This window comes from Thermoplasmata archaeon (assembly GCA_038874435.1).
Lineage (GTDB): Archaea > Thermoplasmatota > Thermoplasmata > Lutacidiplasmatales > SKW197 > SKW197.
Genome location: JAVZCK010000001.1, coordinates 157,107 through 181,895 on the forward strand (window position 1 = coordinate 157,107; position 24,789 = coordinate 181,895).

The 24,789-nt window shown below is 42.1% G+C and carries 14 protein-coding genes and 2 tRNA genes; 15 read left to right on the forward strand and 1 reads right to left on the reverse strand.

Going from position 1 to position 24,789, the window contains the following annotated elements:
* The first annotated feature begins 8 nt into the window (after window positions 1-8).
* From QXD64_00685 to QXD64_00710, 6 genes are read left to right on the forward strand one after another with little or no spacing between them, the layout of a single operon-like run.
* Window positions 9-965, forward strand: a complete 957-nt coding sequence (locus tag QXD64_00685; protein MEM3395833.1) for a hypothetical protein — start codon at window positions 9-11, stop codon at window positions 963-965.
* Window positions 966-970: 5 nt separating this feature from the next.
* The gene (locus QXD64_00690) at window positions 971-2,593 is read left to right on the forward strand and encodes a type II/IV secretion system ATPase subunit (protein ID MEM3395834.1); all 1,623 of its coding nucleotides are present in this window, start codon (window positions 971-973) and stop codon (window positions 2,591-2,593) included.
* A complete protein-coding gene (locus QXD64_00695) occupies window positions 2,583-3,596 on the forward strand; it encodes a type II secretion system F family protein (GenBank protein ID MEM3395835.1) in 1,014 nt (337 codons plus the stop codon). Before QXD64_00690 ends, QXD64_00695 begins: the two co-directional genes overlap by 11 nt.
* A gap of 5 nt (window positions 3,597-3,601) precedes the next feature.
* On the forward strand, window positions 3,602-4,582 hold the full coding sequence (locus QXD64_00700; protein ID MEM3395836.1) for a type II secretion system F family protein: 981 nt from the start codon (window positions 3,602-3,604) through the stop codon (window positions 4,580-4,582).
* 9 nt (window positions 4,583-4,591) lie between these two features.
* A complete protein-coding gene (locus tag QXD64_00705) occupies window positions 4,592-6,283 on the forward strand; it encodes a type II/IV secretion system ATPase subunit (GenBank protein MEM3395837.1) in 1,692 nt (563 codons plus the stop codon).
* A complete protein-coding gene (locus QXD64_00710) occupies window positions 6,284-7,135 on the forward strand; it encodes a radical SAM protein (GenBank protein ID MEM3395838.1) in 852 nt (283 codons plus the stop codon).
* Between the two features lie 2 nt (window positions 7,136-7,137).
* On the opposite strand, the gene QXD64_00715 is transcribed toward QXD64_00710, so the two are convergent.
* Complete coding sequence (locus tag QXD64_00715; protein MEM3395839.1) at window positions 7,138-7,692, reverse strand: DUF835 domain-containing protein; 555 nt, start codon at window positions 7,690-7,692, stop codon at window positions 7,138-7,140.
* A gap of 145 nt (window positions 7,693-7,837) precedes the next feature.
* Here QXD64_00715 and QXD64_00720 point away from each other — a divergent pair.
* The 9 genes from QXD64_00720 (at window position 7,838) to QXD64_00760 (ending at window position 24,746) form a co-directional block, all read left to right on the forward strand.
* Window positions 7,838-7,932 (forward strand) — tRNA-His (locus QXD64_00720).
* Window positions 7,933-7,937: 5 nt separating this feature from the next.
* Complete coding sequence (locus QXD64_00725; protein ID MEM3395840.1) at window positions 7,938-8,945, forward strand: 4Fe-4S dicluster domain-containing protein; 1,008 nt, start codon at window positions 7,938-7,940, stop codon at window positions 8,943-8,945.
* Between the two features lie 2 nt (window positions 8,946-8,947).
* On the forward strand, window positions 8,948-9,769 hold the full coding sequence (locus QXD64_00730; GenBank protein ID MEM3395841.1) for an FAD/NAD(P)-binding protein: 822 nt from the start codon (window positions 8,948-8,950) through the stop codon (window positions 9,767-9,769).
* A gap of 10 nt (window positions 9,770-9,779) precedes the next feature.
* On the forward strand, window positions 9,780-10,538 hold the full coding sequence (locus QXD64_00735) for a hypothetical protein (GenBank protein MEM3395842.1): 759 nt from the start codon (window positions 9,780-9,782) through the stop codon (window positions 10,536-10,538).
* Entirely contained in the window at window positions 10,535-11,785 is a 1,251-nt protein-coding gene (locus QXD64_00740) for a Ni/Fe hydrogenase subunit alpha (GenBank protein MEM3395843.1), read from the forward strand. The genes QXD64_00735 and QXD64_00740 overlap by 4 nt, the downstream gene beginning before the upstream one ends.
* 9 nt (window positions 11,786-11,794) lie before the next feature.
* Entirely contained in the window at window positions 11,795-11,983 is a 189-nt protein-coding gene (locus tag QXD64_00745) for a hypothetical protein (protein MEM3395844.1), read from the forward strand.
* 57 nt (window positions 11,984-12,040) lie between these two features.
* Window positions 12,041-12,125, forward strand: a tRNA-Leu gene (locus QXD64_00750).
* Between the two features lie 18 nt (window positions 12,126-12,143).
* The gene (locus QXD64_00755; protein ID MEM3395845.1) at window positions 12,144-13,319 is read left to right on the forward strand and encodes a glycine cleavage system aminomethyltransferase GcvT; all 1,176 of its coding nucleotides are present in this window, start codon (window positions 12,144-12,146) and stop codon (window positions 13,317-13,319) included.
* A 141-nt stretch (window positions 13,320-13,460) separates the two neighbouring features.
* A complete protein-coding gene (locus QXD64_00760) occupies window positions 13,461-24,746 on the forward strand; it encodes a NosD domain-containing protein (GenBank protein MEM3395846.1) in 11,286 nt (3,761 codons plus the stop codon).
* The last annotated feature ends 43 nt before the right edge of the window (window positions 24,747-24,789 follow it).

A 24,789-nucleotide genomic window follows, 5' to 3' on the forward strand; every position in this document is an offset into this window, starting at 1 on the left:
GTGGTGAGATGAGAGGAATAACTCTTACAACCCAATACACACGAAGGATGAAGGCAAGGAAAAGGTTAAGGATTTCCCAGGCAGGCGTGGCTTCCACCGTTGGCACAATCATGGCACTAATGGTATTCCTCGCTTTTCTGTCTATGTTCACAACGCAGTATGTCCCAATCTGGATGCAAGATAACGAAGTTCAGTACATGAATCAGGTTGAAAATGATATGTCTCGTTTAAAATCAAATATAGATATTTTAGTAGTAAATAATGTAGTAGATTTCACTCTCTATTCTCCAATCACGATGGTATCTGGCTATGTGCCTGTGTTTGCGGAGCCCACTCATGGCACTCTGACCTTCCAGCCAAATCAGGGAATGATTAATGTCAGATACAACTACTCGTACAACACATCTACAACACCATATACTCCGATCCAATATTCCACGAATCTTACTGGCGGATCAATTTCTCTTTATGCACCAAACCGTTACTATGTGGCTCAGACAATTGCTTACGAAAATGGTGCAATCATTGTGAGCCAGGGAGTGGATAAGCAGGTAATCACAGGTTCTCCACCCGTAACTGCTGAGAAGAAGGGAATCTACAAGAATTTTACAATTGCACTTTATTCACTACTTGGACAACCTGCATCTGGCTATGCAGAAGGAACAAAGGGTATTTACACATCTCTCGTTTATGTGGAACGCTTCAACCAGAGATTTTATGAGGATTGGAATATCACAGATAATGTGACGATTGAATTCCAGACAAAGTATCCTTATGCATGGATGGAATATTACAACAAAACCTTCGCAAAGGCAAATTTCACTGCAGGCACTGATTATGCAATAACTGGCTTATCTGCCCTTTCTCAGGGTTATTACAAGTTTACCATCACAATTTATGGTTTAACCGATTTTACAATTGTCAAGGCCACAGTGCGAGCTTCAATTGAAGGTTCAGGGGGTTAATGAAAATGGCTGAATCTACAAAGAAAAAGTTTGGGATAAAAATAAAGGTTCCAAGACGAGAAATTATTAAGAGTGCAACTGAGCTTGGCGGTGAGGGCGGCTCCATAACAGAAATTCCAAAAATTACAGATCCGAATATCCAGGAGCTTGCATTCGTCCCACAGAACCCCCCATACAGTTATTCACGTATCACCTACAACAACACCTCCAAGGAGTACCTTTATGAGGCAATCGAACCCAAGCTAACAATTAGGGAGAAGGAGGTCCTAGACCTTGTAAAAGACACATTGATGCGAACTGTTGGCTACGACTGGGAAACCATGACTGCGAAGGATAAGGAGGAGTATCTGAAGGGCTGTGTCAACACCTATCTTCGAACAAGAATGATTAATCTCTCACCAATTTCAGTTGAACGCATCATCTACTACATTATCCGTGATTTTGTTGGTTTTGGACCAATAGATGTGCTCATGCGAGATGAGATGGTAGAGGATATCTCTTGTGATGGCGTGGGTATTCCAATTTACCTCTATCACCAGAAATTTGAGTCAATAAAGACAAACATTAAGTTTGAAACAGATGAGGAGTTGAACTCATTTATTGTGGCACTCGGACAGCGATGTGGCAAACAGATCTCAGTTTCAAATCCAATCCTAGATGGAACTACAACAGAGGGACACAGAGTACAGGCAACATATTCACGAGAGGTAACCACCAGGGGAGGCAGCTTCACGATTAGACGGTTCAAAGAAAAGCCGTTTACACCTGTTGACCTGATCACTACTAAGACCGCATCTCCGGAAATGGTTGCTTATTTTTGGATTGCAGTAGAACATGGAGAATCAATAATTGTTTGTGGTGGCCCTGCAAGTGGTAAAACATCTACCCTGAACGCCATTACTCTGTTCATACCTCCCGCAGCAAAAATTATTACAATGGAAGACACAAGAGAGATAAAGCTACCACATGAGAACTGGATACCGGGTGCTACAAGAAGTGGCACTGGTGAAAGAGGTGCAGACGGGAAGGCAGCGGGCGAAATTGATATGTTTGATCTTGTGAGAGCTGCATTGAGACAAAGGCCCAACTACATCATTGTGGGTGAGGTGAGAGGCAAAGAAACCTATACAATGTTCCAGGCAATGGCTACCGGTCACACAACCTATTCTACGATGCATGCCGACTCTGTGAAGTCAATGGTGAACAGATTAGAAAACCCACCAATTTCCACGCCGAGAATTCTTCTCTCAGCCCTTAACAATGTGATTATTCAGACCCATGCGAGAGTGGGAATGAGCATGGTAAGGCGAATCAAGCAAGTGATTGAGATTGTTGGCTTTGAACCAGAGACGAACGAGTTAATCACAAACACAGTGTATGAGTGGGACCAGCCCACGGACTCTTTCGTGTTTAAGGGTCACAGTTTCCTCTTTGACAAAATCATGGAAATGAAAAATCTCACACATGAGGAAATGATGGAAGAATTCAACAGAAGAGTTGAAGTGGTGAATTACATGGTGCGCAAGAACATAACTGACTACAGGAAGCTTGCAAACATAATTGTGGCATATTTCAAGGACCCAAAAGATACAATTGAGAAGATAAGAGGTGATAAATTTGTCTCCTGAGGTCACAAGCAGGTTTGATGCCCTTGACACTAAGAAATCATATCTGAAGACGCAGAAGGCAGGGGCCCAGCGTGAATTGCTTTCAAGCCATGTGGTTAAATTACCCAAGGGCGTGCTGCCTCAGTATGCACAACTGACTCCTCTTCAGCAAACTGCATGGAAGATGTTTGGACCAAAAGCAGAAGTGAAGGCAAGGATGAATCAGAAACTAGAGGACGACATGCTTAAAGCCCACATGAGAATTAGACCAGAGGAATACATTGCATATGCCTGGTTTATCACAATGATTGCAGGAATTGCGCTCTCCGTAACTGGTGTGGTATTGGGAGTAATTTTAGCATTGATTGGCAATCTCATAGCAGGGGTTCTTATTGCAGTTGTCCTCCCAGTGGTTGGAACAATTCTCACTTATTTCATAATGCTGTCTCTCCCTTCATCAAGAGCCAAGGCAAGGGCAAGGGACATAGATAAAAAAATCTCGCCTGCAATGAGCTTCGTTTCTGCAATGGCATCTGCAGATGTGAACATTGATGTAATTTTTAAGGAGTTAGCCAGGCAACCAATCTACGGTGAAATAAAGGAGGAGGCGGGTTGGATAACTAGGGACACTGAGTTGTTGGGGGTAGACATTCTTACTGCAATTAAGAAAGGGGCGACCAGAACGCCATCTGCCAAATTCCAGGATTTCTTGCAAGGTGTGGTGACAACAACAACTTCAGGTGGTCAGTTGAAACCCTATTTCCTCACGAAGGCAGAGCAGTACGAGAAAGAGGCAAAATTGGAGATGTCCAAGCGCCTTGAAACTCTTGGTATGCTTGCCGAGACCTTTGTGACAGTTGTGGTTGCATTTCCGCTTTTCCTTGTGGTGATCATGGCAATTATGGCCCTTGTTGGTGGGCAGGGGAGGTTCATACTTAACATTCTGTACGCAATAGTGTTTCTGATGATTCCGATGTCTCAGTTTGGCTTCATCTTTGTGATATGGAACATGAGTCAGGAGTGATGAAAATGGCAGAGAATATTTTTGGAGGCAAGGAAGAGAAAATTCCTACAGCGAAGAAGATCCTGATAATCTCAGGGTGCATCGCTGCAGTTTTCTTTATTATAGGAGTTTTGAATGTGATTCCTGTGGATAAGAACAATCCTGATAAGACAATAATTATGACACCATTTAAACAGTACGACTATAATTTTGATGGCCAGATGGAACCAGAAAATGCACTTAATAGGGCACTGGACTTCTTTGTACTCGGCATTGCAATTTTGATTGGTCCTTATGGGTTCTATAAGAGTATGGAGTTAAGTAGAGTTCGTGCAATTGAAGAACGACTTCCTGAGTTTCTGAGAGATGTGGCCGAGGCAGGAAGGTTCGGTATGACGCTTGCGGAAGCAATTGTGGTTGCCTCCACTGGAAGATATGGAAAGCTTACACCTGAAATAAGAAAAATGGCAGCACAGATTGAATGGGGTGTGCCTGCTGCAGAAGCATTGCGTCTCTTCTCCCAGCGTGTGAATACCCCAGCAGTACGAAGATGTGTAGCGATAATTACAAAGGCAAACGACGCAGGAGGTAATGTTGCAGATGTGCTTTCAATGGTTGCCCATGACACGAAAGAGGTTCAACTCATGGAGGCCCAGAAGCGAATTTCAATGACCACGTACCTTACTGTTATCTACATAGCGTTCTTTGTGTTCATCGTCACAATAATGATTCTGAATGCTACATTCTTGCCTCAGATGGCGAAGGCAGGTAAGAGTGTAGAGGAAGGGGCACAGCAGCTCGGCGGTGGCGGTGGTGCTAGTGCCACAAAAATAGAATACAAACTCATCCCAGAGATTATGTTTGTGATGTTTGTTTCTGTGATAATCCATGCAATAGGCGATGGAATTCTCGCAGGTGTCATAATCACTGGTAAGATTGCAACTGGACTCCAACATAGTTTCATAATGGTAGTTATCGGTTGGCTTCTGATGAGGTTTATGGTGTGAGGTGATGAAATGGCTACAACTGAAAAAGAAACGAAATCCCTTCCAATAGGGCTTCGAATTGCAGGCATTTTCTTAAAATCTAAACCAAGGAAAATCATGATGCCAAAGACCGTCCAGTCCTCTCTTACAGGACGTGGCATTGAGGGAGTAACAGTAATTCCTCCGATTGCTGAGAAACACATAAATGAAATAGAGGTACAGCCTATACAGCCTGGCTATTCATATGTTAGAATAAAATATGATACAATTTCTAATGAATATCTATATGAAGTCATTGAACCTGTACTCACTACAGATGAAGAATTTATTCTTGATTTTCTGAAGGGGAAGCTCATTGATGCATTTGAGATGATTGAGTTGGAGGACCCAAAAGAGAGAGAAAAATATCTCAGAGAGCTGGCGATAAAGGTTCTCAGAGAAAATGAGATTCACCTCAACCCAGTTAGCAAAGAGAAGATTTTGTATTATGTCGTTCGTGATTTTCTTGGTTATGGGCTCATAGGAGTTCCTATGATCGACCCACAGGTGGAGGATATTTCCTGCGATGGTGTGAAAATCCCAATATACATTTTCCACAGAAAGTATGGGTCCATTAAATCCAATCTGCGATTCCAGTCGCACAAGGAATTGGATGGTTTCGTTGTCTGGCTCGTGCAGCGATGCGGAAAGCACATTTCAGTCGCGAGCCCGATGGTAGATGCTACAGTGCCAGATGGTTCAAGATTGCAGGCAACATTGGGTGAGCATGTCACAAAGAGGGGTTCTTCTTTCACAATTAGGCGTTTCAGGGAGAATCCATTTACTCCGGTGGACTTGCTCAAGTTCAAAACAATGTCAACTGAGATGATGGCATATATCTGGATTGCGATAGAGTCAGGGCAGTCCATGATGGTTTGTGGTGGCACTGCAAGTGGAAAGACCACAACGCTCAACGCTGTCTTGTTGTTTATCCCACCGCAAATGAAAATAGTGAGCATTGAGGACACGAGAGAACTCAACCTCCCCCATGAAAACTGGATTCCCTCGCTTACAAGGTCTGGCTTTGGTGGCAAAAACCTGATTACAGGAAAAGCAGCAGGTGAAATTGACATGTTCGATCTACTCACTGCTGCCCTTCGTCAAAGACCGCAATACCTGATGGTTGGTGAGGTAAGAGGTGCAGAGGCCTACATTGTGTTCCAGGCGATGGCTACGGGTAAGACATGCTATACCACATTCCATGCAGAATCAGTGGCTGCAATGGTGCACCGTATGGAAAACCCACCAATCAACTTACCAAGGGCTCTTGTTGCTGCCCTTAACATTGTGCTGTTGCAAGGACAAGTTAAAGTTGGAACAAAGATGACCAGACGTGTCAAAAACCTTACAGAAATCGTGGGTATCGACCCAGAAACTAACGAATTAATTACGAACTCGGTTTATTCATGGAATCCTGCAGATGACACCTTCAGTTACAGTGGTCACAGTTATGTTTATGAAAAGGTGGCTGCGTCTAAGAACTGGAGCATGAAGGAAATGGAAAGAGAAGTAAAGAGAAGATGTGACATTCTTGAATACATGAAGCTTATAGAATCCCAACGGCCCAAAGACAATCCGTTCACCTACAAGGATGTGGCAAGATTGGTTTCATGGTATTATAAGGAGCCAGATGCTGTGATGGAAACAGTGCGTCAGGCCCTTGCTACCCAACAGCAAAAATAAATGTCTTACATCACGGCTTTTGATCCGTGGCAAAACAAGGCATGTACCTGTCCTCCCAAATATTCTTTTAATCCCTACACGGGCTGTGCCCATGCTTGCGTTTATTGCTACATTACCAGTTACATTCCTGATGCCTTCCATTTGAGAAAGAAAAGAGATGTACTGAGAACAGTGGCAAGAGAGTGCGGAAAACTGGAGCAAAACAGGTACATCAGCATGAGCAACAGCTCAGACCCGTATCCTCCAGTTGAAAAGGATGAGGGAATAACGAGAAATGTGCTAAAAATTTTCAGGGAACATGGATTTCAGGTGTTGATAATCACAAAATCAGATATCGTGACAAGGGATGTAGATATTCTCGAAACTATGAATGCGGTAGTTTCCATCACAATCACAACAATTGATGATGAAATTGCTAAACTGCTGGAGCCAAAAGCACCTCTGCCATCAAGGAGAATTAAAGCGCTTGAGAAGTTAAGCGAGAAAGTGCCATGTGTAGTTAGGATAGACCCTTTAATTCCAGGTATTAACGAAAATTTTGAGGAAGTGGTTGAAGTAGTTGCTCCATATGCCAAACATTGTGTGTTTTCCACATTTAAAGTGCGGAAGGATGCGCTTGCAAGAATTGTATCTGTATTTCCAGAAGTGAAGGAAAAACTACAGAATCTTTATTTCAAAAACCCTGTGATTGTTGGCAATTCATACTATCTCCCAGAAGGGATTAGAGCACAGGTGCTTCAGAGAGCAAAGGAGGTCTGTAAAAGGCACAACCTTGCGTTTTCTTCCTGTAGAGAAATGCTGCCGCAGTTGAATGATGCTGGGTGTGACGGAAGCGGCTGGTTGCAGAGATGACACTACTCGATTATCTCTGCATTCCTTGTAAGATATGCCAAATCTTGCTGCGAAAACATTTCTTTCATTACCGGTAGAATAAGAATTGAATTTGTGCGGAGAAGCTGGTCATAGAGGGTTTCTATCATCCGCATCACCGCAGGAAACTTGTTGTTAAGAATGAGAGTATCTAGGCAGTCTATAAGAACCACACAACCTGGCTTTTTTTCGATCATTTCTGCAAGGTATCTTGATAGAATCCCAATGCTTGTAGGCGGGAGATTGTTTTTACCTGCTACACTTGTAAGCCAGATAAAAATTTCTGTTTGAACTCCATACTCTTCCATTATGCGCTCAGCACTGTTCCTTGATACGCAGATTGCAGTTTTGCCAGCATTCAGAAGGTCCTTGAGCAGCATGTAGCTTACTTTTGGCTTTGTCTCAAATACCACATACATCCTACCTTGCTTCAATTCTTTCCCATCTGTCTTCTTAGCAATTTTTTCTTTCAATTGTCTGAGAAAGTCCTCCTCGGACACATGTGTTCCACCCGTGATGTATTTTCTCTCTTCAGCCATCAGGTCACCCTTTGGTATGCTGCAAATCTGCAAATTTTCACAATAATAATGATGTGTGATATATATTCATTTTGGAGGTTTGACTGCTGAGGCAATGATAATTTATATATATTCTGATAATCTCTCCATTCACACGCATGGGTTGGCCGGGATGGGGTAGCCTGGCTATCCTGTGGGACTGTGGTAGCCCCAAAGGGCTGCTGAAATCCTGAGACCCGAGTTCAAATCTCGGTCCCGGCCCTAAAATGAAGAAATTCCTAACAAAGAAGGTGATAAATGTGCTTGCAAAGGAAATAAAGAAAGAAAATCTCAGAAAGTTTTTTGAAGAGATTGCCAGTGAATACAAGATTATTGCTCCTGTGAAAAAAGGAGAGGACATCGTGTATACAGAAGTTGAGAACTTTGAGGATGTGGTATTGGATTACACTACGACAATCACACCTATCAAAAGATTTCTTCTGCCATACAAAGAGACCATGTTCACATTTGAAAAGGAGAAAATTCGCGAAAAATTGACAGAGGAGAAACTTGCACTATTTGCACTCCACATTTGTGATATAAATGCAATCGCTCGTTTGGACAAGGTATTCTGGAACGACCCATATTATCGAGCAAGAAGGGAGAAGCTGCTAATCGTTGGAATTACCTGCAAGCCCGGTGAAAAATGCTTCTGCAAATCCGTAAACGCAAATGTGCTCCAGCCAATCTGCGATGTGTTTTTAAAAGCAAATGAGCACGGCTACCATGCTGTTTCGTATACCGAAACTGGCAGAAAAATGCTCAATTCATTTCTGTTCATCCAGACACAGACAGAAATAAAGGAAATCAAAGCAGAGTATCAAGAGGCGAAACACATTGACCTTCACAAGGTGTCTGAAAACATTCTCAAGAACTATGAAAATCCAGTGTGGGAAGAAACAGCGAAGAAATGCCTTGGATGCACAAATTGCACAGTCGTGTGTCCACTCTGTTATTGCTATGATGTTGTAGATAATACCTATGTGAAGCCAGAGGAAGGGGAGCGTGTAAGATGCTGGGATTCCTGCTTCCTGTTGAGTTTTGCGAGAGTGGCTGGGGGTCACAACTTCAGAAAGGACTTGAAAGCAAGGTATAGAAATGTATACACCCATAAGTTCAGAACTTTCATGGATGAGTTTGGAGTTCCTGCCTGCGTCGGCTGTGGACGATGTGTGACTTACTGCCCAGCATCAATTGACATGCGGGAAACACTTACAAAGATAGGAGGTGCATGAAAATGGAGAACATTTACAAGCCCTGGGAGACAAAAATCCTGAAAATTGAGGAGATGACATGTGATACAAAGGTATTTCGGCTAGAGGCAAAGAATTTTAAGTACATGCCAGGACAATTTGTAGAACTCACAATACCTGGTGTGGGTGAAGCCCCAATTTCAATTACATCTGGACCACATGAGAAGGGCTACATTGACCTCTGCGTAAGAAAGATAGGAAATGTAACTGATGCTTTGCACAGAAAGAATGTGGGCGATAAAGTGTGGATTCGCGGACCTTATGGTGTGGGCTTTCCATTTGAGACGGTTAAAGGCAAAGACCTCTTGTATGTTGCCGGTGGTATAGGTATGGCCCCACTCAGAAGCAGCATAAATTATGTGCTTGCCCACAAGTCAGATTTCGGTAAGATTACTATTTTGTATGGGGCAAGAACACCTGGTGACCTGCTCTTCAAAAACGAGTTTGAGCGGTGGGGCAAGGAGGCAAATTTTCTGGTAAGTGTGGATACTGATAAAAATCCAGATGGCTCTCTCTGTGGTTGGACAGGGAATGTAGGTGTGGTCACAACGCTCTTTGACAAAATACCGTATCCAATAAAAGATGCAATTGGTATGGTCTGCGGTCCACCAGTGATGTACAAATTTGTGATAAAGAAGTGCAGAGAAATGGGAATGCCAGATAGCTCAATTTACATTTCACTTGAGAGAAACATGAAGTGCGGTGTGGGCAAGTGCCAACATTGTCAGATAAACAACAAGTATGTGTGTTTGGATGGACCAGTTTTCAATTATGAGGAAGTTAAAACACTTCCGGAGGCAATCTGAGGTGGTCAAAATGGCAAAACCAAAAGTGGCAATATTTGATTTAACTGATTGTGAGGGTTGCGAAGTGGAAATTGTAAACTCGAAGTACATCGACAGGATTTTAGAGAGTTTTGAGTTTGTGCATTTCCGACTTGGACAGAAAACAAACAAATGGGAAAATTTTGATGTTGCGTTTATTGAGGGCTCTGTGATAACAAGCCATGAAGTTGAACTCGTGAAGAAAATCAGGGAACATAGCAAGTTTGTGGTTGCCCTAGGCTCCTGTGCATGTTTCGGTGGAATTGCAGCGCTCAACAATTTCACGGATGTGAACGAAGGTAAAAGGTATGTGTATGGCAAGGAAGGCGAAAAAATAGAAGTGATTGAAGTCAAGCCGCTTGGGGAAATAATCAAAGTGGATGCAATGATTCGTGGTTGTCCAATTGTCAGAGAGGACTTTGACAAAGTTGTGAGTGACTTGCTCGCAGGTAAGATTCCAAGAGAACACACAAGACCAGTTTGTATGGACTGCAAGAGCAAGGGCAATTCGTGTTTGCTACTTAAGGGCACACCCTGTGCTGGCCCTGTGACTTATGGTGGCTGCGGAGCACCCTGCCCATCCTCGAACATGCCTTGCGATGGTTGCAGAGGGCCTCTTGAAATGCCAGAAATGACTGCAGAGCTTGAACTCCTTAAGAAAATTGCAAGTCAGGATGACATTATTAGGCTATTTAGAAAGTACACATCAGCTGCACAGGCTTTCAGGGCAGTTGGAGGTGGTAAACAATGAATGTGGAGATGAATTACATTACACAGATTGAGGGGCATGGAATTATTAATTTTGAGATTGTGGATGGGAAACCAAAGGTGAGAATGGAAGTGCATGAAGGTGCCAGGCTTTTCGAGAGTTTCTTGCGCAATAGAAGAGCAGATGAAGTGATTGCAATGTCCTCAAGAATCTGCGGGGTCTGTCCAGTCGTGCATAACTACGCTGCAGTGCAAGCAGTGGAGAATGCGATGGGAATTGAGGTGAGCGAACAGACAAAGTTGTTGAGACGATTGGGAAATGTGGGACAGATGCTCCAGAGCCATGCACTGCATCTTTATGTGCTTGCATTACCTGAGTATCTGAATGCAGATGGTGTGGTGGATGTCTACATGCGAAATCCTGAGGCGGTTAAGAGAGCGCTGAAAATAAGAAATGTGGGAAACCTGATCGTTGAAGTTGTTTCTGGAAGAGCTGTCCATCCAGTTTCTTCAGTGCCTGGTGGTTTTGCGAAGCTTCCCACAAAGACAGAATTGAAGAGAATTGTTAAAGAATTGAAGGGTGTTTTGGATGACTGCATTGAAACCTACAACCTTGCAGCAAGCATAAAATATCCAGAGCTTCAGAGGAAGACGGAATACTCAGCAATTGACGATGGAGAGATGTATCCATCATATGGAGGAATGATTGTGTCCAGTGAAGGTGTGCGGGCACCTGCAAAGGACTACAGAAAGTACACGAATGAGGTCTTCAGGCCATACTCTCACACTAAATTCAGCACAAGAAATGGGCATGGCTTCTTCGTGGGTTCAATCGCAAGAGTAAACTTGTTTAGCGATAGGCTGGGCGAGAAAGCAAAGGAACTTGCAAAGAATGGGCCAGTAAAATTCCCAAGCTATAACCCATTCCATAACCTTGTGGCGCAAGGTGTTGAACTTGTGCATTACACCGAGGAAGGCATTGAGATTGCATCCCAGCTTGCAAGAACACTGAAGGACGAGAAGCCAGTTAAGATTGTAAGATCTGGCACGGGTGTTGGCGTTGTTGAAGCACCAAGAGGTACTCTCTTCCATGAATATACTGTGGATGCGAACGGCATTGTGAAGGAGGCAAACATAATTACGCCCACTGCTCAGAATGTGCAGAATATCGAGGAGGACCTGACGGCACTGCTCACTGCAAACATAAACAAGCCAAGGGAGGAGCTTGTGCGTTTGACTGAAGCGTTGTTGCGTGCCTACGACCCCTGTTTCTCCTGCTCTACCCATTGAGGCAGAGAAATGTGGGGTAATAGATTCGGGCTCTCAAGGATGTTCATCTGGCTTGGTCTAATCTGTGTATTCATGGGTTTAGCGTTGATATTTGCAGGGGCAGGAATACCTGGTTGTGTGATATGGGGCTGCCTGATAACCATTCTTGGCACGGTAATGGTGGTGATGTCAAGAAAAATGGCAAGGGCTGGGATGTAGAGGCAGTTAAGTCCTACCGTTAGATTAATTAAATTGCATCCATTACCTCTCCCATGTGCTGGGGTTGCCAAGTCTGGTCAAAGGCGGCAGACTCAAGATCTGCTCCCATAGGGGTTCCCAGGTTCAAATCCTGGCCCCAGCATGAAAAAAGGTGAGAAAAATGGAACCAAAGAAAACTCCGCTGTATGCGTGGCATGTGAAAAATGGTGCGAAGATGGTTGAATTTGCTGGGTTTATGATGCCAATCCAGTACAAGAGCATAATTCAGGAACATAAAGCAGTGCGGGAGAGCGTTGGAGTATTTGATGTCTCTCATATGGGCGATTTCATAATTTATGGCAGGGACGCTGGCAACTTTCTCAACAAGCTCTGCACTAACAATTTTGCCACTTGCGAGATTGGCAAATGCCGTTACACACATGTGCTAAATGAAGAGGGAAAAATCTTAGATGATATGATAGGGGCTAGGGTTGGTGATTTTACCTATCTCTTTGTGCCAAATGCGGCTACAATTGAGAAGATGTACAAATGGTTTACCCAGCACAAAAATGGAGATGTGGAAATAATTAATGCCTCCGATGCTCTTGGATGCATTGCACTACAGGGGAAGAATGCCGCAAAGGTGCTGGCAAAACTTACAAGCTATCCGCTTGAAAAACTTAGTTTTTTCAAAGCTGATTTTATTGCTATGGATAAAGCAAAAGTGCACACAAAACAGGAGACGCCTGCATTCGGTTACAATCAGATTGTCGAGCTAGAGAAGGTACATGGAGAGAAGATAAGGGCGTTTGCCCACGGAGAACTTTGTTTTGTTTCTAGGACTGGTTACACTGGAGAAGATGGATTTGAAATAATTGCCCATGCTGGGATAACAGAAGCGATCTGGGAGGCAATTTTTGATGCAGGAAGAGAATTTGGGATAATTCCAGTGGGGCTTGGTGCAAGGGATACACTGCGACTTGAAAAAGGTTTCTTGCTTTCTGGCACAGATTTTCATGATGATAGGACAACACTTGAGGCAAATGCGGAATTTGCTGTGAAATATGACCATGACTTCATTGGTAGAACAGTACTTGAGAAACAAAAGGCGAGTGGGAACTATGACCGTCTAGTCGGAATTTTGCTTTCAGAAGGGATTCCAAGACACGGTTTCGAGATTTATGTTGGCGGAAAAAAGGTAGGGACAGTTACTTCAGGGACCGTTTCACCGATGCTCAGCAAAGGTATTGCTCTGGGCTATTTGCCGAATGCACTTGCAAAAGAGGGCATGGAAGTGCAAATCAAGATAAGGGATAAGTTCTATTCAGGAAGGGTTGTGAAACTGCCGTTCGTGTAAGGAAGAAATTCAATTGGATGCCAAATCTTTATAAGCTATGAAGTCTTAGGACATATAGACACAAAATAATCCTGCATCTAACCCTTAGAGGGATATATTTGGCATCCCAATCTAAAGTGTATGTATACTGGGGGCAAGAAAATGGACGCAAGAAAGATTGAGATAGAGGGCATAAATAAGCTAGTAGAAGAGGGAATACCTGCGGATTATATGCTGCTGTTGCAGACCGATGAGGGGCTGGAAACAGACCTGCTTGTGAGACAGTATATAAAGGAAGCACTGACTAAAGGAGAGATTTGTATTGCGGTGTTATCCGAGAGTTCACCAGATGACTTTAAAAAGTTGATGAGTGCAATAGGAATAAATGCTGAGACCCATGAAAAGAATGGCACGCTCTACATTGTGGACTGGTATTCCTTCAGAAATGAAAGAATAATAGGGGTAGAGGAGAAAGGTGCAATTTACAAATGCTCAAAGAGTTTAACAAATGTGGAAATTGCAATTTCAAAAATTCTGAAGAAAATTGAAGGCAAAAAATTCAGAGTTTATTCAGACATTCTTTCAAATGCTATAAAAGTTTTTGGCTTCGAAACCGCATTCAAGTTTTCGCAAGGGCTGACAGCGAGAATCAAGAAATACAATGGCGGAGCTCTGTTCAAAATTTCCAAGACGATGCATGAGCAGAAGGTAATTTCCGCGTTTCACTCGCATTTCAACGGTGTACTGGACATTGAGCATCGAAGGGAAGAGGAGAGGGTGGTTGCAAGAATAGGAATAATTTCTTTAGATAATTTATTCTATGAAACCTCCTACAAGAAATTGGGTGTGAGCAAAACAAAGGGCATTATAATTATGGATGAGGAAGAGATGAAGGCAAAGCCAAAACCCGTTGTGAAGAAAGTTGTGAAAGAAGAGGTGGCAGAAGAGGAGACAGCAGAGGAGGAGGGTGGAGAGAAAATTGAAGAAATGAAAGGCTCAAGTGTTCTCATTTATGAGGAGGACCCCAAACACATCTACAAACTCTATCGCCAATTTCTTTCGGAAGGAATGCCAGGGCTCTGTGTTAGCACCACATTCCCAGCTAAACTCAAGAAACTCCATAAATTTGATTCAGAGGTGCTCTGGATTTCAGAATCCTCAGAGAAAGGTGCAGTGAAGCCAGGTAGAATGGAATTTGAGTTAATGCGTGAAGTGGGCAACTTCTTAAAAAACAACAAGGAAGGTGTGCTAGTTCTTGACTGTATTGAAACCCTCATCCTTGAAAATGGCTTTGATAAGGTTGTTAAGTTTCTGAAGAAGATTGGTGACATGGCCGCGGTGAACGGCAACACGGTTCTGGCTGTGATAAATGACAAGAGCATGGAGCAGGAGAAGCTGTATGTGCTTTCGAAAAGCTTTGATATGAAAATAACTCGTGAAGAACTGGAGAAGGAAGCAAAGAAGCCAAAGCCAGTTGAGGTAAAACCAGAAGTCGTGCCTGGGGCAAAGGAAGAGGTTGTGTCTGCAGAAGAGGAGAAACCAGTTGTTGCACCTGCGGTGGAAAAAGAAGAGGTGAAGGTAGAAAAAGAGCCAGAGGCAGTGAAGGAAGAAAAGGCATTGGTTGGTAGAGAAGCATTTACAAATGGGTTGAAGAAGAGTGTGACTGCGAGAGAGGCCTACACCAATGGACTTGGAAAGCGGAAGCCAGGGTATGTAAACGGATTGAAGAAACCTGGCATGAGGCAAAGACCAGCAAAAGTTAGCCGGGTAAAACAGGTTGTTGTGGGACTTGTGGTTGTGGTAATTGCCATCTCAGTTTTTGCATTCTGGCTTTTCACGATTCCTTCAGAAAAAATTAAGGTGGATGGAAACATAGATGATTGGCAGGGGCTTGCGGTTTATAAAGACAGTGAGGACTTTGCAAACCCAGACATAAAAATCACAGAATACAGCATTTACTACAGCAATGAAAAATGCTATTTCTATGTGAAAGTTGCTGGCACTGCGTTTAATGGTGCAAACAGTGGCTATGATACCCTTGTTCTGTTTATCGACAAGGACAGGAATCCAAACACTGGCTACAGGGTGGAGAACATAGGAGCAGATGCAAAGATAGAGATTAGCGGATTCAATGGCAACATTCATACTTCATCAGTGGCAGTGTTTAAAGAAGGGAGTACATCTATAAAGCCAGAATTGAATTACAGTGCCTGGGAAAGTGTTGGCGGTGTGGTCGTGGAGAAAAGCGGGAACATTGTTGAAGGAAGTGCGAAGATTACAGGAATGACAGAGCCAATAGGCCTTGTTGCGATGCGACACTATGAGGGCAGTGTTTATGCAGAGAAACGGGGCATGGCGCTGGTAAGCAAAACTGAAGGAAGTTTAGTGGTTTACCAGAATTTTATTGGCAATGATGTGGTATATGCAGATGCTGATGTGCTCGAGCTAAGATTGATTGCAAAGGGTAAGGATGTGCATGTGGAAAGCATAAGCGTGGCAAATGCGAATGTGAGTTTACCAAAGAAGGACATTGCAGTGAATGAAGAAGTGGTGGTGAGTTGCAAAGCAAAGAGCTTGACAAATGGTAAGGCATTTGAGTTTGGTGTACAGAGTGTGGACACGAATGTACCCTACAGAATTGTGGGCAACGGTGGCAAAGCATACTTTGGTTCCTTACCTTCAGGAATTGTGATTGATGGTGCGTTTGGTGATTGGCAGGGTGTGGAGAAGGGGAGTGATGTAAGTGGAGATGCAAGCCAGAACATTGATTTGCGAGAGTATGCCAGTGCAATTGCAAGCAATGCATACTTCTACATGGCAGTGGATGGCACAATGCTTGCTGGCTGCGAAATCCCTGTGCTTGGTGCCAGACCCCCAGTGCAGCCAGGACCACCAACGCCAGTGGTGATAAAAGAAAATCTGGGCACGGATGTGGCAAGGGTTTACATTGATTTGATGAATTCTACAATCAACACCTTCAATCCAGCAATGATTTCTCATGGCTATCTGATTGAGTTACAAGGGAGAAATGGACAGGTAGTAAGTGCAAGGGCCTGGAAGTGGGAGAATGGTGTTAAGGCAGAGGAAATCCAGAATCCAAACATTGCTCATGGTTTGAGCGATGGTAAAATTGAGTTCAGTGTTGCAGGCAGTGCTCTTGCTGGCCTCAATAACGACACGAAATTCTACTTTGAGATGACAAACTGGCTTGGCGAAAAAGATGCAAGTGAGTTTGCTTACAGAGCAGGAAAAATCCAGCGTGAAAACACTATGGCAAATGGCGGGACAAGAGGCACACCACATTCACCGATACATATAATCGGTGATGTTGGGTTTCAAACAGAAGCACAGTTGAATGGGTGGCCTGGTGATGGAACCCAAGGAAATCCATACATTATAGATGGATATGAAATAGATGGAGGACAAGCACCAGCATTAGGTATGTATGGCATCTGGATAGAGAACACGAATGTGTATTTTGTAATAAGAAACTGCACAGTTTACAATGCGACAAATTCTGGCAGTGCACCTTACGGTGCAGGAATTGCACTAAACAATGTGAGGAATGGAACAATAGAAAACAACAAGTGCAATAACTCAATATATGGGATTTATCTATATGGGAATTCACGATTCAACATAATAACAAATAACAATGCCTCTAGCAACAGCTATGGTGCACATTTGAACTACACAAACAACACCATTTTAACATTCAACACCATTACTAATAATGGAAACTATGGTCTTTACGTAGCTTCTTATTCCACAAACAACACCATAGCCTACAATAATGTCTCCAGCAACTCTAACTACGGCATTTACATCTACTCCTATTCCACAAACAACACCATAGCCTACAATAATGTCTCCAGCAACTCTAACCATGGCATTTACATCTACTCCTATTCAATCAATAACACCATAACAAATAACAATGTATCCAACAACTCCAAGGAGGGAATCCGTGTTGAGTCTGGGTGTTCCTACACAAAAATCAGCGGTAACAATGTATCTAGAAATATGGGACACGGAATTTTTGTCTATACGATAACCTCATACTGCTCTATAGAGAGAAATACCGTTTTCAATAATAGCTGGACTGGAATATATGTTAATGGGAACGCTGGTGGCTACGGATATATCAATATCTCTCGCAATGTTGTCTATTCCAATGGATATGGTGGTTATGACTATCACGGTATCTTTCTATACCAGTGTGTGGCTTGTAATGTGACTGAAAATAAAATTTATGCAAATAATAACACCGGAATTTGCATATACTATAATTCTATGGGCCACAACATCACAAGAAATAATGTCTCAGATAATAAAGGAATAGGGATATACTTACGTGGTTCACAAACAAATAACAATAAAATCATGTATAATTTATTTTATAACAACTCAGCGGAGGGCGTACTTATTTCAATTAATGCGTATAATAATGTAATCCACCATAATAGTTTCTGGAAAAACAATGGTTCTGCAACAAGAGGTGTAAATGGAAACCCACAGGCGCGAGATATACAAGATATATCTTTACAAAATTACTGGTACGATGCTTCCACATACGAGGGAAATTACTGGAGCAATTGGGATGGAAGTGGATGGGGAACATCTAGTGCATACCCTGTAAATGGAACATGGAGATACGACATGTATCCAATCTCGATGCCAGTACTCTATCCACTCAACATAACAAGCAACGAGGACTTTGCATTCTATGCTATGCTTTACGGCTGGCCTGGAAATGGCACGAAACTAAATCCATACATTATTGATGGATACTACATAAACGGTAATGGGACTTTGAACTGCACATACATAGCAAATACAGATGTGTATTTTGTAATCCGGAACTGCTTGCTGAAGAACGCGAGTTTGAGCGATAGAATTGGTATTTATCTGACAGATGTAAAAAACGGAACTTTATTTAATAATACTATCAGCAATTGTTGGCGAGGAATCTATTTGTATGATGTCACAGACACGACTATAACTGAGAACAAAATTCCAGGCACATCTGGCAATGTGGGAGTTCGATTGGAAAATAGTTATGGAAATGTAATTCGGAGGACCCATATCTATGCTGTTTCATCATCAGGAGTTCTTCTATCCAACAGTAGTTTCAATTACCTGTCCGAGAACAAAGTGAACAACACAAATTATGGGTTATCCTTATTCTCTTCCTCAAATAACAATATAATAACAAACAACAATCTATCTTATAATTTCTATGGGATTCAGGTCTCAGCCTCAAGCTATAACAACATCACCTATAACTGGATTTGCAACAGCACAAACTATGGAGTGTATATTGCATCTGGCTCATCAGGGAACTCTATTCATCATAACAACTTTATCGGCAACAACGGTGCAGGCAAGGGTGTGAACGGCAACTGCCAGGCGTATGATGATGTTGGCGGGAACTACTGGAATAAAAGTATCGGACAGGAAGGCAACTACTGGAGTAACTGGGATGGTACTGGTTGGGGCACTTCAAGTGCCTATCCGATAAACGGCGGTTCTGGTGGTGCGGATTGGTATCCATTATCCAACAGAACATTTGCTCCGCTGCATATTGTTGGTAACGAGGAGTTTGTTTTCTATGCAAAACTCTATGGCTGGCCAGGTGCTGGAATTTCGGCAAATCCATACATCATAGATAGATACTATCTCAATGGTAATGCGACAGGCATTCCTTCATCTTACAACATCTGGATTGAGAACACGAATCTTTACTTTAGGATTTCTAACTCAACAATAAGAAACGCCACAGACAATATAGCGTCTCCGTACGGTGCTGGAATAGCGTTTATCTCCGTTACAAATGGAGTTGTGGATAACAATACAGTTACAAACAATGTTGATGGTATTTACATTAAAATGTCAAATGGACTGAATATAAAAAATAACAATATTTCATTTAATTCGGAAACAGGAATAGATATCTATGAGTGCAGTTACCTCACGATCACTGGCAATACAATGTACTATGACGGTATCCATTTAGATGGTGGGCAGGTTAGCCACTGGAATACCCACATGATTCAAACAACTAACACAGTTAATGGAAAACCTATCAGGTATTACAGTAACCAAACTGGCAGTGCTGTAGATACTCTTGCAGGGCAGATAATCCTGGCAAACTGTATAGCGATGACAGTCAATGGTGTAGCAATTAATAATACCACCACTGCACTTCTCATCGGTTTTTCAAGGAATACGACAATCACAAACAATAACTTTTCGGATTGCAGATTCTGTGCAATTTTTATGCGAAATACAGAAAATGATACCATAAAATCAAATGTTCTTCTTAGAAATACCCATTATGGAGTATATTCAAATTCCGCCAACAATACGGAGATGGAATGGAATCTGGTCTCAGACAATGTGGATTACGGAATTTGTATCGTGTATTTCACATATGGAAGAATATCCAATAATACTGTGCTCAGAAACAATTATGGAGGTATGGCACTCTTCTATGGTGGGAATAACACATTGCTGAATAACAACATTTCTCAGAATTACCTAGGCCTCATTATAAGTAATAGCGGCTCAAACACAGTTACTTATAACACCTTCAGAACCAACATGAATTATGCAGTTCAAATTTATTCTGGATGTACTAACAATGTTCTGCATCACAACAATTTCTTCCAGAACAGAGGAGCGACTAAGGGAAATTCAGGTTTGAGTCAGGCCTATGATATCTCTGGGGCAAGCACATGGTATACTGGATATCAGGGCAACTACTGGAGCAACTGGGATGGACATAACTGGAGCAGCTCAAATGCCTATCCTATTGATGGTGGAGTCGCTGCAGATTTCTTCCCATTGAAGCTGCCGACCAGGTTGCCAATAAGGATAAACAGCAATGCTGATTTTACACCTGCAAACGGGGTTAAAAGTGGAACTGGCTCACCCTGGGACCCCTACATTATCTCCGACTGGGAGATTGACGGCACAGGCTATGGCTCCTGTATCTATATTGGGAACACAACCGCCTATTTCGTTATCAAGAACTGCTATCTCCACAATGCAACAGGAAATGGTAATCTGTATTATGATAATGCCGCTGTTCAGCTGCGAAATGTGAAAAATGGAACTGTGAAAGAGAGCGTAATTTTAAACTCAACAATCGGTGTTTACATTTGTCAAAATTCTGCTGGAATCACAGTACATAACAACACGATTTCTAATGGTGGTGATTTTGGTCAGGGTGTTTACATACAATCTTCAAGCAACAACACAATCACAAATAACACAATTTTTGACAATTACAACGGCATTTATATTGCATATTCTCCAAACAACACTATTGAAAACAACACAATTTACAGTAATGGACAACATGGAATTTACATATATGATGCAGATAACAACACAATCCAACGAAACAATATTCATCATAACACCCAAGCTGGAATATACTCAAACTATGGTGATAGCAATGTTATTCTCTTCAATGAAATCCATGAAAATAATGACGGTGTAAACTTAACCCACTCCACGTTCAACATTGTATCTGAGAACAATATGTCAAACAACTTTGGATACGGGCTGTACATCTATGATTCAAACAATAATGTGATAAAGTATAACAAAATTCATAGTTGTGGCGAAGGAATCTTAATTGATACGTCGGATAGTATAACAATATTCCACAACAACATTTCCCAATCAGGCACTCATGGTCTCAGGTTTGCATATTCTTCAACTGGAACTATAGTTTTCTACAACATTTTCTATGCCAACACAAATTTCGGCGTTTGTATTGCTGATGGAGCCACTGCCATCACAATTCATCACAACAGCTTCATAATGAACAACGGTGCAGGCAAGGGCGTTGTCGGTAATAATCAGGCATACGATGAGGTGGGCGGCAACTCTTGGTATGACGATACCGCGCAAGAAGGAAATTACTGGAGTAATTGGGATGGCAAGGATTGGGGGACTTCAGACGCTTACTGGATTGGTGGTTATGAAACCTCTGACCACTATCCACTCTCCAAGCCAGTTCTTCCTCCACTTCACATCAATGGAAATGCAGAGTTTGCCTATTACGCTGCGTTTTATGGTTGGGATGGCAATGGCACACCAAGTAATCCCTACAGAATAAGCAAGTACTACATAAATGGAGAGGGATTTGCATATTGCATATGGATAGAGAATACCACAGTGTATTTTAATGTTACAGATTGTGATTTACGAAACGCATCGCTAATTGATGACGACCCGCATGGCGCCGGGATTGCAATTTACAATGGTTCAAATGGTACAATTGGTTGGAATAATATAGCGAATAACTGGGTAGGTGTATTCCTCAACAATGCTTTGAATTGCAGCATTGTTGAAAATAATTTGACGCACAACGGAATTGCAATTTTTGGTGATGCAGTTGAAGCATGGACTTCGCATGAAATTGATACTACCAACATTGTGAACGGACAGCCAGTCTATTATTACAAGGATAGAGATTGGATTACAGTGCCGGAAGACGCAGGCCAGGTACTGATAGCGAATTGTACGAACATTATCGTGGCCAATATAACTACAGGAAATGCCACAATGGGTGTGGAGGCGGGTTTCAGCAGTGGGCTCAAGATAATGAACATGAGTTCATATTATAATCTGTTTGGAGCAATGATTGTGGGTTGTGATGACACCCAAATTACGAATTCTACTTTTGATACATCTTATGTATCCGGTGTTGAAATTCAATTCAGCACAAATGTTGTGATAGAGGAGAATGAGTTTAGTGCTACATTTCCTTTTGGCGACAAAGGAATCGGAGCATACCATTCTCTTGGTCTTCTAATAACAAGGAACGAAATTAACAACATTCGTATAGGTATCCTATTTGAGACCTGTCCTCTCTCTCAGATAACTCAGAATGTGATAAATTATCGTGGAGAAAACTGGAATGATGCAGGCGTCAGAATATACAACTCCTCGTATGCATTTGTAGCTCAAAATCAGATAACCAGCATAATGGGAGATGGGTGCGGCATTTTCCTTGAGGCGACTGACAATGATACTATTTCCAACAACGATATATCTGGTAACCCATCTGGATTTTCTGGTTCTGGGATCATTGTGGAATACTCGAAGAGCATTCGACTCTCAGAAAACATTGTTTACAATCATTTGCAGTATGCAATTTACATCACTGCATCCACCAGATGCGATGTGAGAGATAACAATATTTATAGTAGTTATTATGGTATCTTCGTTTATTCAGCGAATAGTAACAATGTTACATACAACGAGGTGATCGGGAACAATTATGGGATTCAGATCTCAAATGCCAATAACAACAATATCACATACAATAGCGTGACTTCCAATTCGGTCTATGGTATTGGTTTAGCATCTGCCTCTAGTAATAAGATTTTCCATAATGCGATTGCCCAGAACAATATCGGAATGTACATCTTTTCTTCCTCAACAAACAACAACATTACATACAATAATTTCAGTTGGAACATAGGTTATGGAATTAGTATTGTTCAAGGTTCATCTTCCAACATAATTCATTACAACACCTTTATCGCAAACAACGGAGCTACTAGAGACGCTAATGGCAACCGCCAGGCAAAAGATGATGTGGGTGGAAATTCCTGGTACAATGGCACAAACCAGAAAGGCAATTACTGGAGTAACTGGGATGGGGATGGCTGGGGCACAGCAAGTGCCTACCCGATTGATGGTATGGCGGGGGCAAGCGACTGGTATCCACTCTCAGAACCGGCAATGCCAAAGCTTCCACGCCTTCATATTATAGGGAATGCAAACTTCAGTTACTTTGCGTCTATCTATGGATGGCTAGGGAATGGGGCAGCATGGGACCCCTACATAATTGACGGTTACGAAATAGACGGCGAAGGAGATTCTTACAGCATATGGATAGAGAACACGAATGTATATTTCATAATCCAGAACTGTAAAGTTTGGAATGCTACGAATATGAGTGCCAATCCGGGTGGCTCAGGAATGGCACTCTGGAATGTGTCAAATGGCACGATATACAACAACGCAGTGATACAGAATGCCAACGGCATTTATTTGAGCGTTTGCCACGGCAGTAACTTGATTGTAGGCAACAATGTACGAACAAACTCCGATGTAGGCATATCGGTTGATACCTGTGAGGATATTAGCATATATAGTAATGTTGTGGAATCAAACAATATAGGAATAAGTTTAGTATATTCATCATCCTGCACAATTTATGACAATCATGTTACAGGAAATAATGGTAACGGAATTTATCTCTATGATACATCTACCTACAACTATGTTGGATATAACATAATAAACAGTAATAATAACCATGGAATATATCTAAAAGAGGGCTGTGACTACAACATTATTGAGTATAATGATGTGGGCTCAAATTCTAATGGTATCTGTTTGGACCAGTCAAACTACAACACGATTACAAACAATACAGTCGCAGGTAACGATGGTGGCATCTATTTGTCCTCCTCAAGCTACAACACAATAACAAACAATAATGTTATTAACAACAACCACGATGGCATTCAGTTGGTTTCATCAAGCAATAATAACAACATAACAAACAACAATGCCTCTGAGAATCTTGCTCGTGGTATCTATTTAAATTCATCAAACTATAACAAACTAACGGATAACACTGTCTCTGACAATTTGCAGTATGGCATCTTTTTGCAATCTTCAACTAACAACAACATAACAAACAACAATGCAGCAAATAATAGTTATGGCATATATTTAGAGCAATCAAGTGCCAATATTCTCTCGGGCAACACTGTACATGGGAACGCATGGTATGGTATAATCATTCATGCTTCGAGCAATTACAATGTTGTTAAGAACAACAATGTTTCAAGTAACATAGGTTATGGGATTTCTCTATGGAATTTTTGCGGTTACAATAACATTTCTGAGAATTTTGTGGTCGGTAACAACGGTGTTGGAATTGGAATATACTATTCAAGCTATAATGACATCTACCTGAACAATGTTTCTGAGGGAAATGAGGATGGAATTCGTCTTTGGGCCTCCAGCAATAACAATAACATCACATACAACACACTTTACCACAACACAAATTATGGAATTAACATCACAGACAGCTCAACTGGGAACTACATCTATCACAACTACTTCATCGGCAACAACGGTGCTGGTAAAGGTGTGTCAGGGAGCTGCCAGGCATACGACGAGGTTGGTGGAAACATATGGTATAACGGGACCCTGCTGGAAGGCAATCAATGGAGTAACTGGGATGGTAACGGTTGGGGTACATCAAATGCCTATCCTATTGATGGTGGTGCCGGTGCAAGTGACTGGTATCCACTTGGAGGGCCTGTGAACGAACTCTCTGTCCTACCAATTTTCGGCATTGTTATCCTAGGTATCTTGCTAATGAACTGTCGGAGAAGAAAGTGATTTTTCTATTTCTCTCTATTTTTCGACATATGGTTGGTTTCAT

Coding starts and splice junctions, on each gene's coding strand:
- QXD64_00730 (MEM3395841.1), top strand. CDS start 8,948: ATGGAGAACATTTACAAGCCCTGGGAGACAAAAATCCTGAAAATTGAG.
- QXD64_00715 (MEM3395839.1), bottom strand. CDS start 7,692: ATGGCTGAAGAGAGAAAATACATCACGGGTGGAACACATGTGTCCGAG.
- QXD64_00745 (MEM3395844.1), top strand. CDS start 11,795: ATGTGGGGTAATAGATTCGGGCTCTCAAGGATGTTCATCTGGCTTGGT.
- QXD64_00710 (MEM3395838.1), top strand. CDS start 6,284: ATGTCTTACATCACGGCTTTTGATCCGTGGCAAAACAAGGCATGTACC.
- QXD64_00760 (MEM3395846.1), top strand. CDS start 13,461: ATGGACGCAAGAAAGATTGAGATAGAGGGCATAAATAAGCTAGTAGAA.
- QXD64_00735 (MEM3395842.1), top strand. CDS start 9,780: ATGGCAAAACCAAAAGTGGCAATATTTGATTTAACTGATTGTGAGGGT.
- QXD64_00690 (MEM3395834.1), top strand. CDS start 971: ATGGCTGAATCTACAAAGAAAAAGTTTGGGATAAAAATAAAGGTTCCA.
- QXD64_00685 (MEM3395833.1), top strand. CDS start 9: ATGAGAGGAATAACTCTTACAACCCAATACACACGAAGGATGAAGGCA.
- QXD64_00755 (MEM3395845.1), top strand. CDS start 12,144: ATGGAACCAAAGAAAACTCCGCTGTATGCGTGGCATGTGAAAAATGGT.
- QXD64_00740 (MEM3395843.1), top strand. CDS start 10,535: ATGAATGTGGAGATGAATTACATTACACAGATTGAGGGGCATGGAATT.
- QXD64_00705 (MEM3395837.1), top strand. CDS start 4,592: ATGGCTACAACTGAAAAAGAAACGAAATCCCTTCCAATAGGGCTTCGA.
- QXD64_00700 (MEM3395836.1), top strand. CDS start 3,602: ATGGCAGAGAATATTTTTGGAGGCAAGGAAGAGAAAATTCCTACAGCG.
- QXD64_00725 (MEM3395840.1), top strand. CDS start 7,938: ATGAAGAAATTCCTAACAAAGAAGGTGATAAATGTGCTTGCAAAGGAA.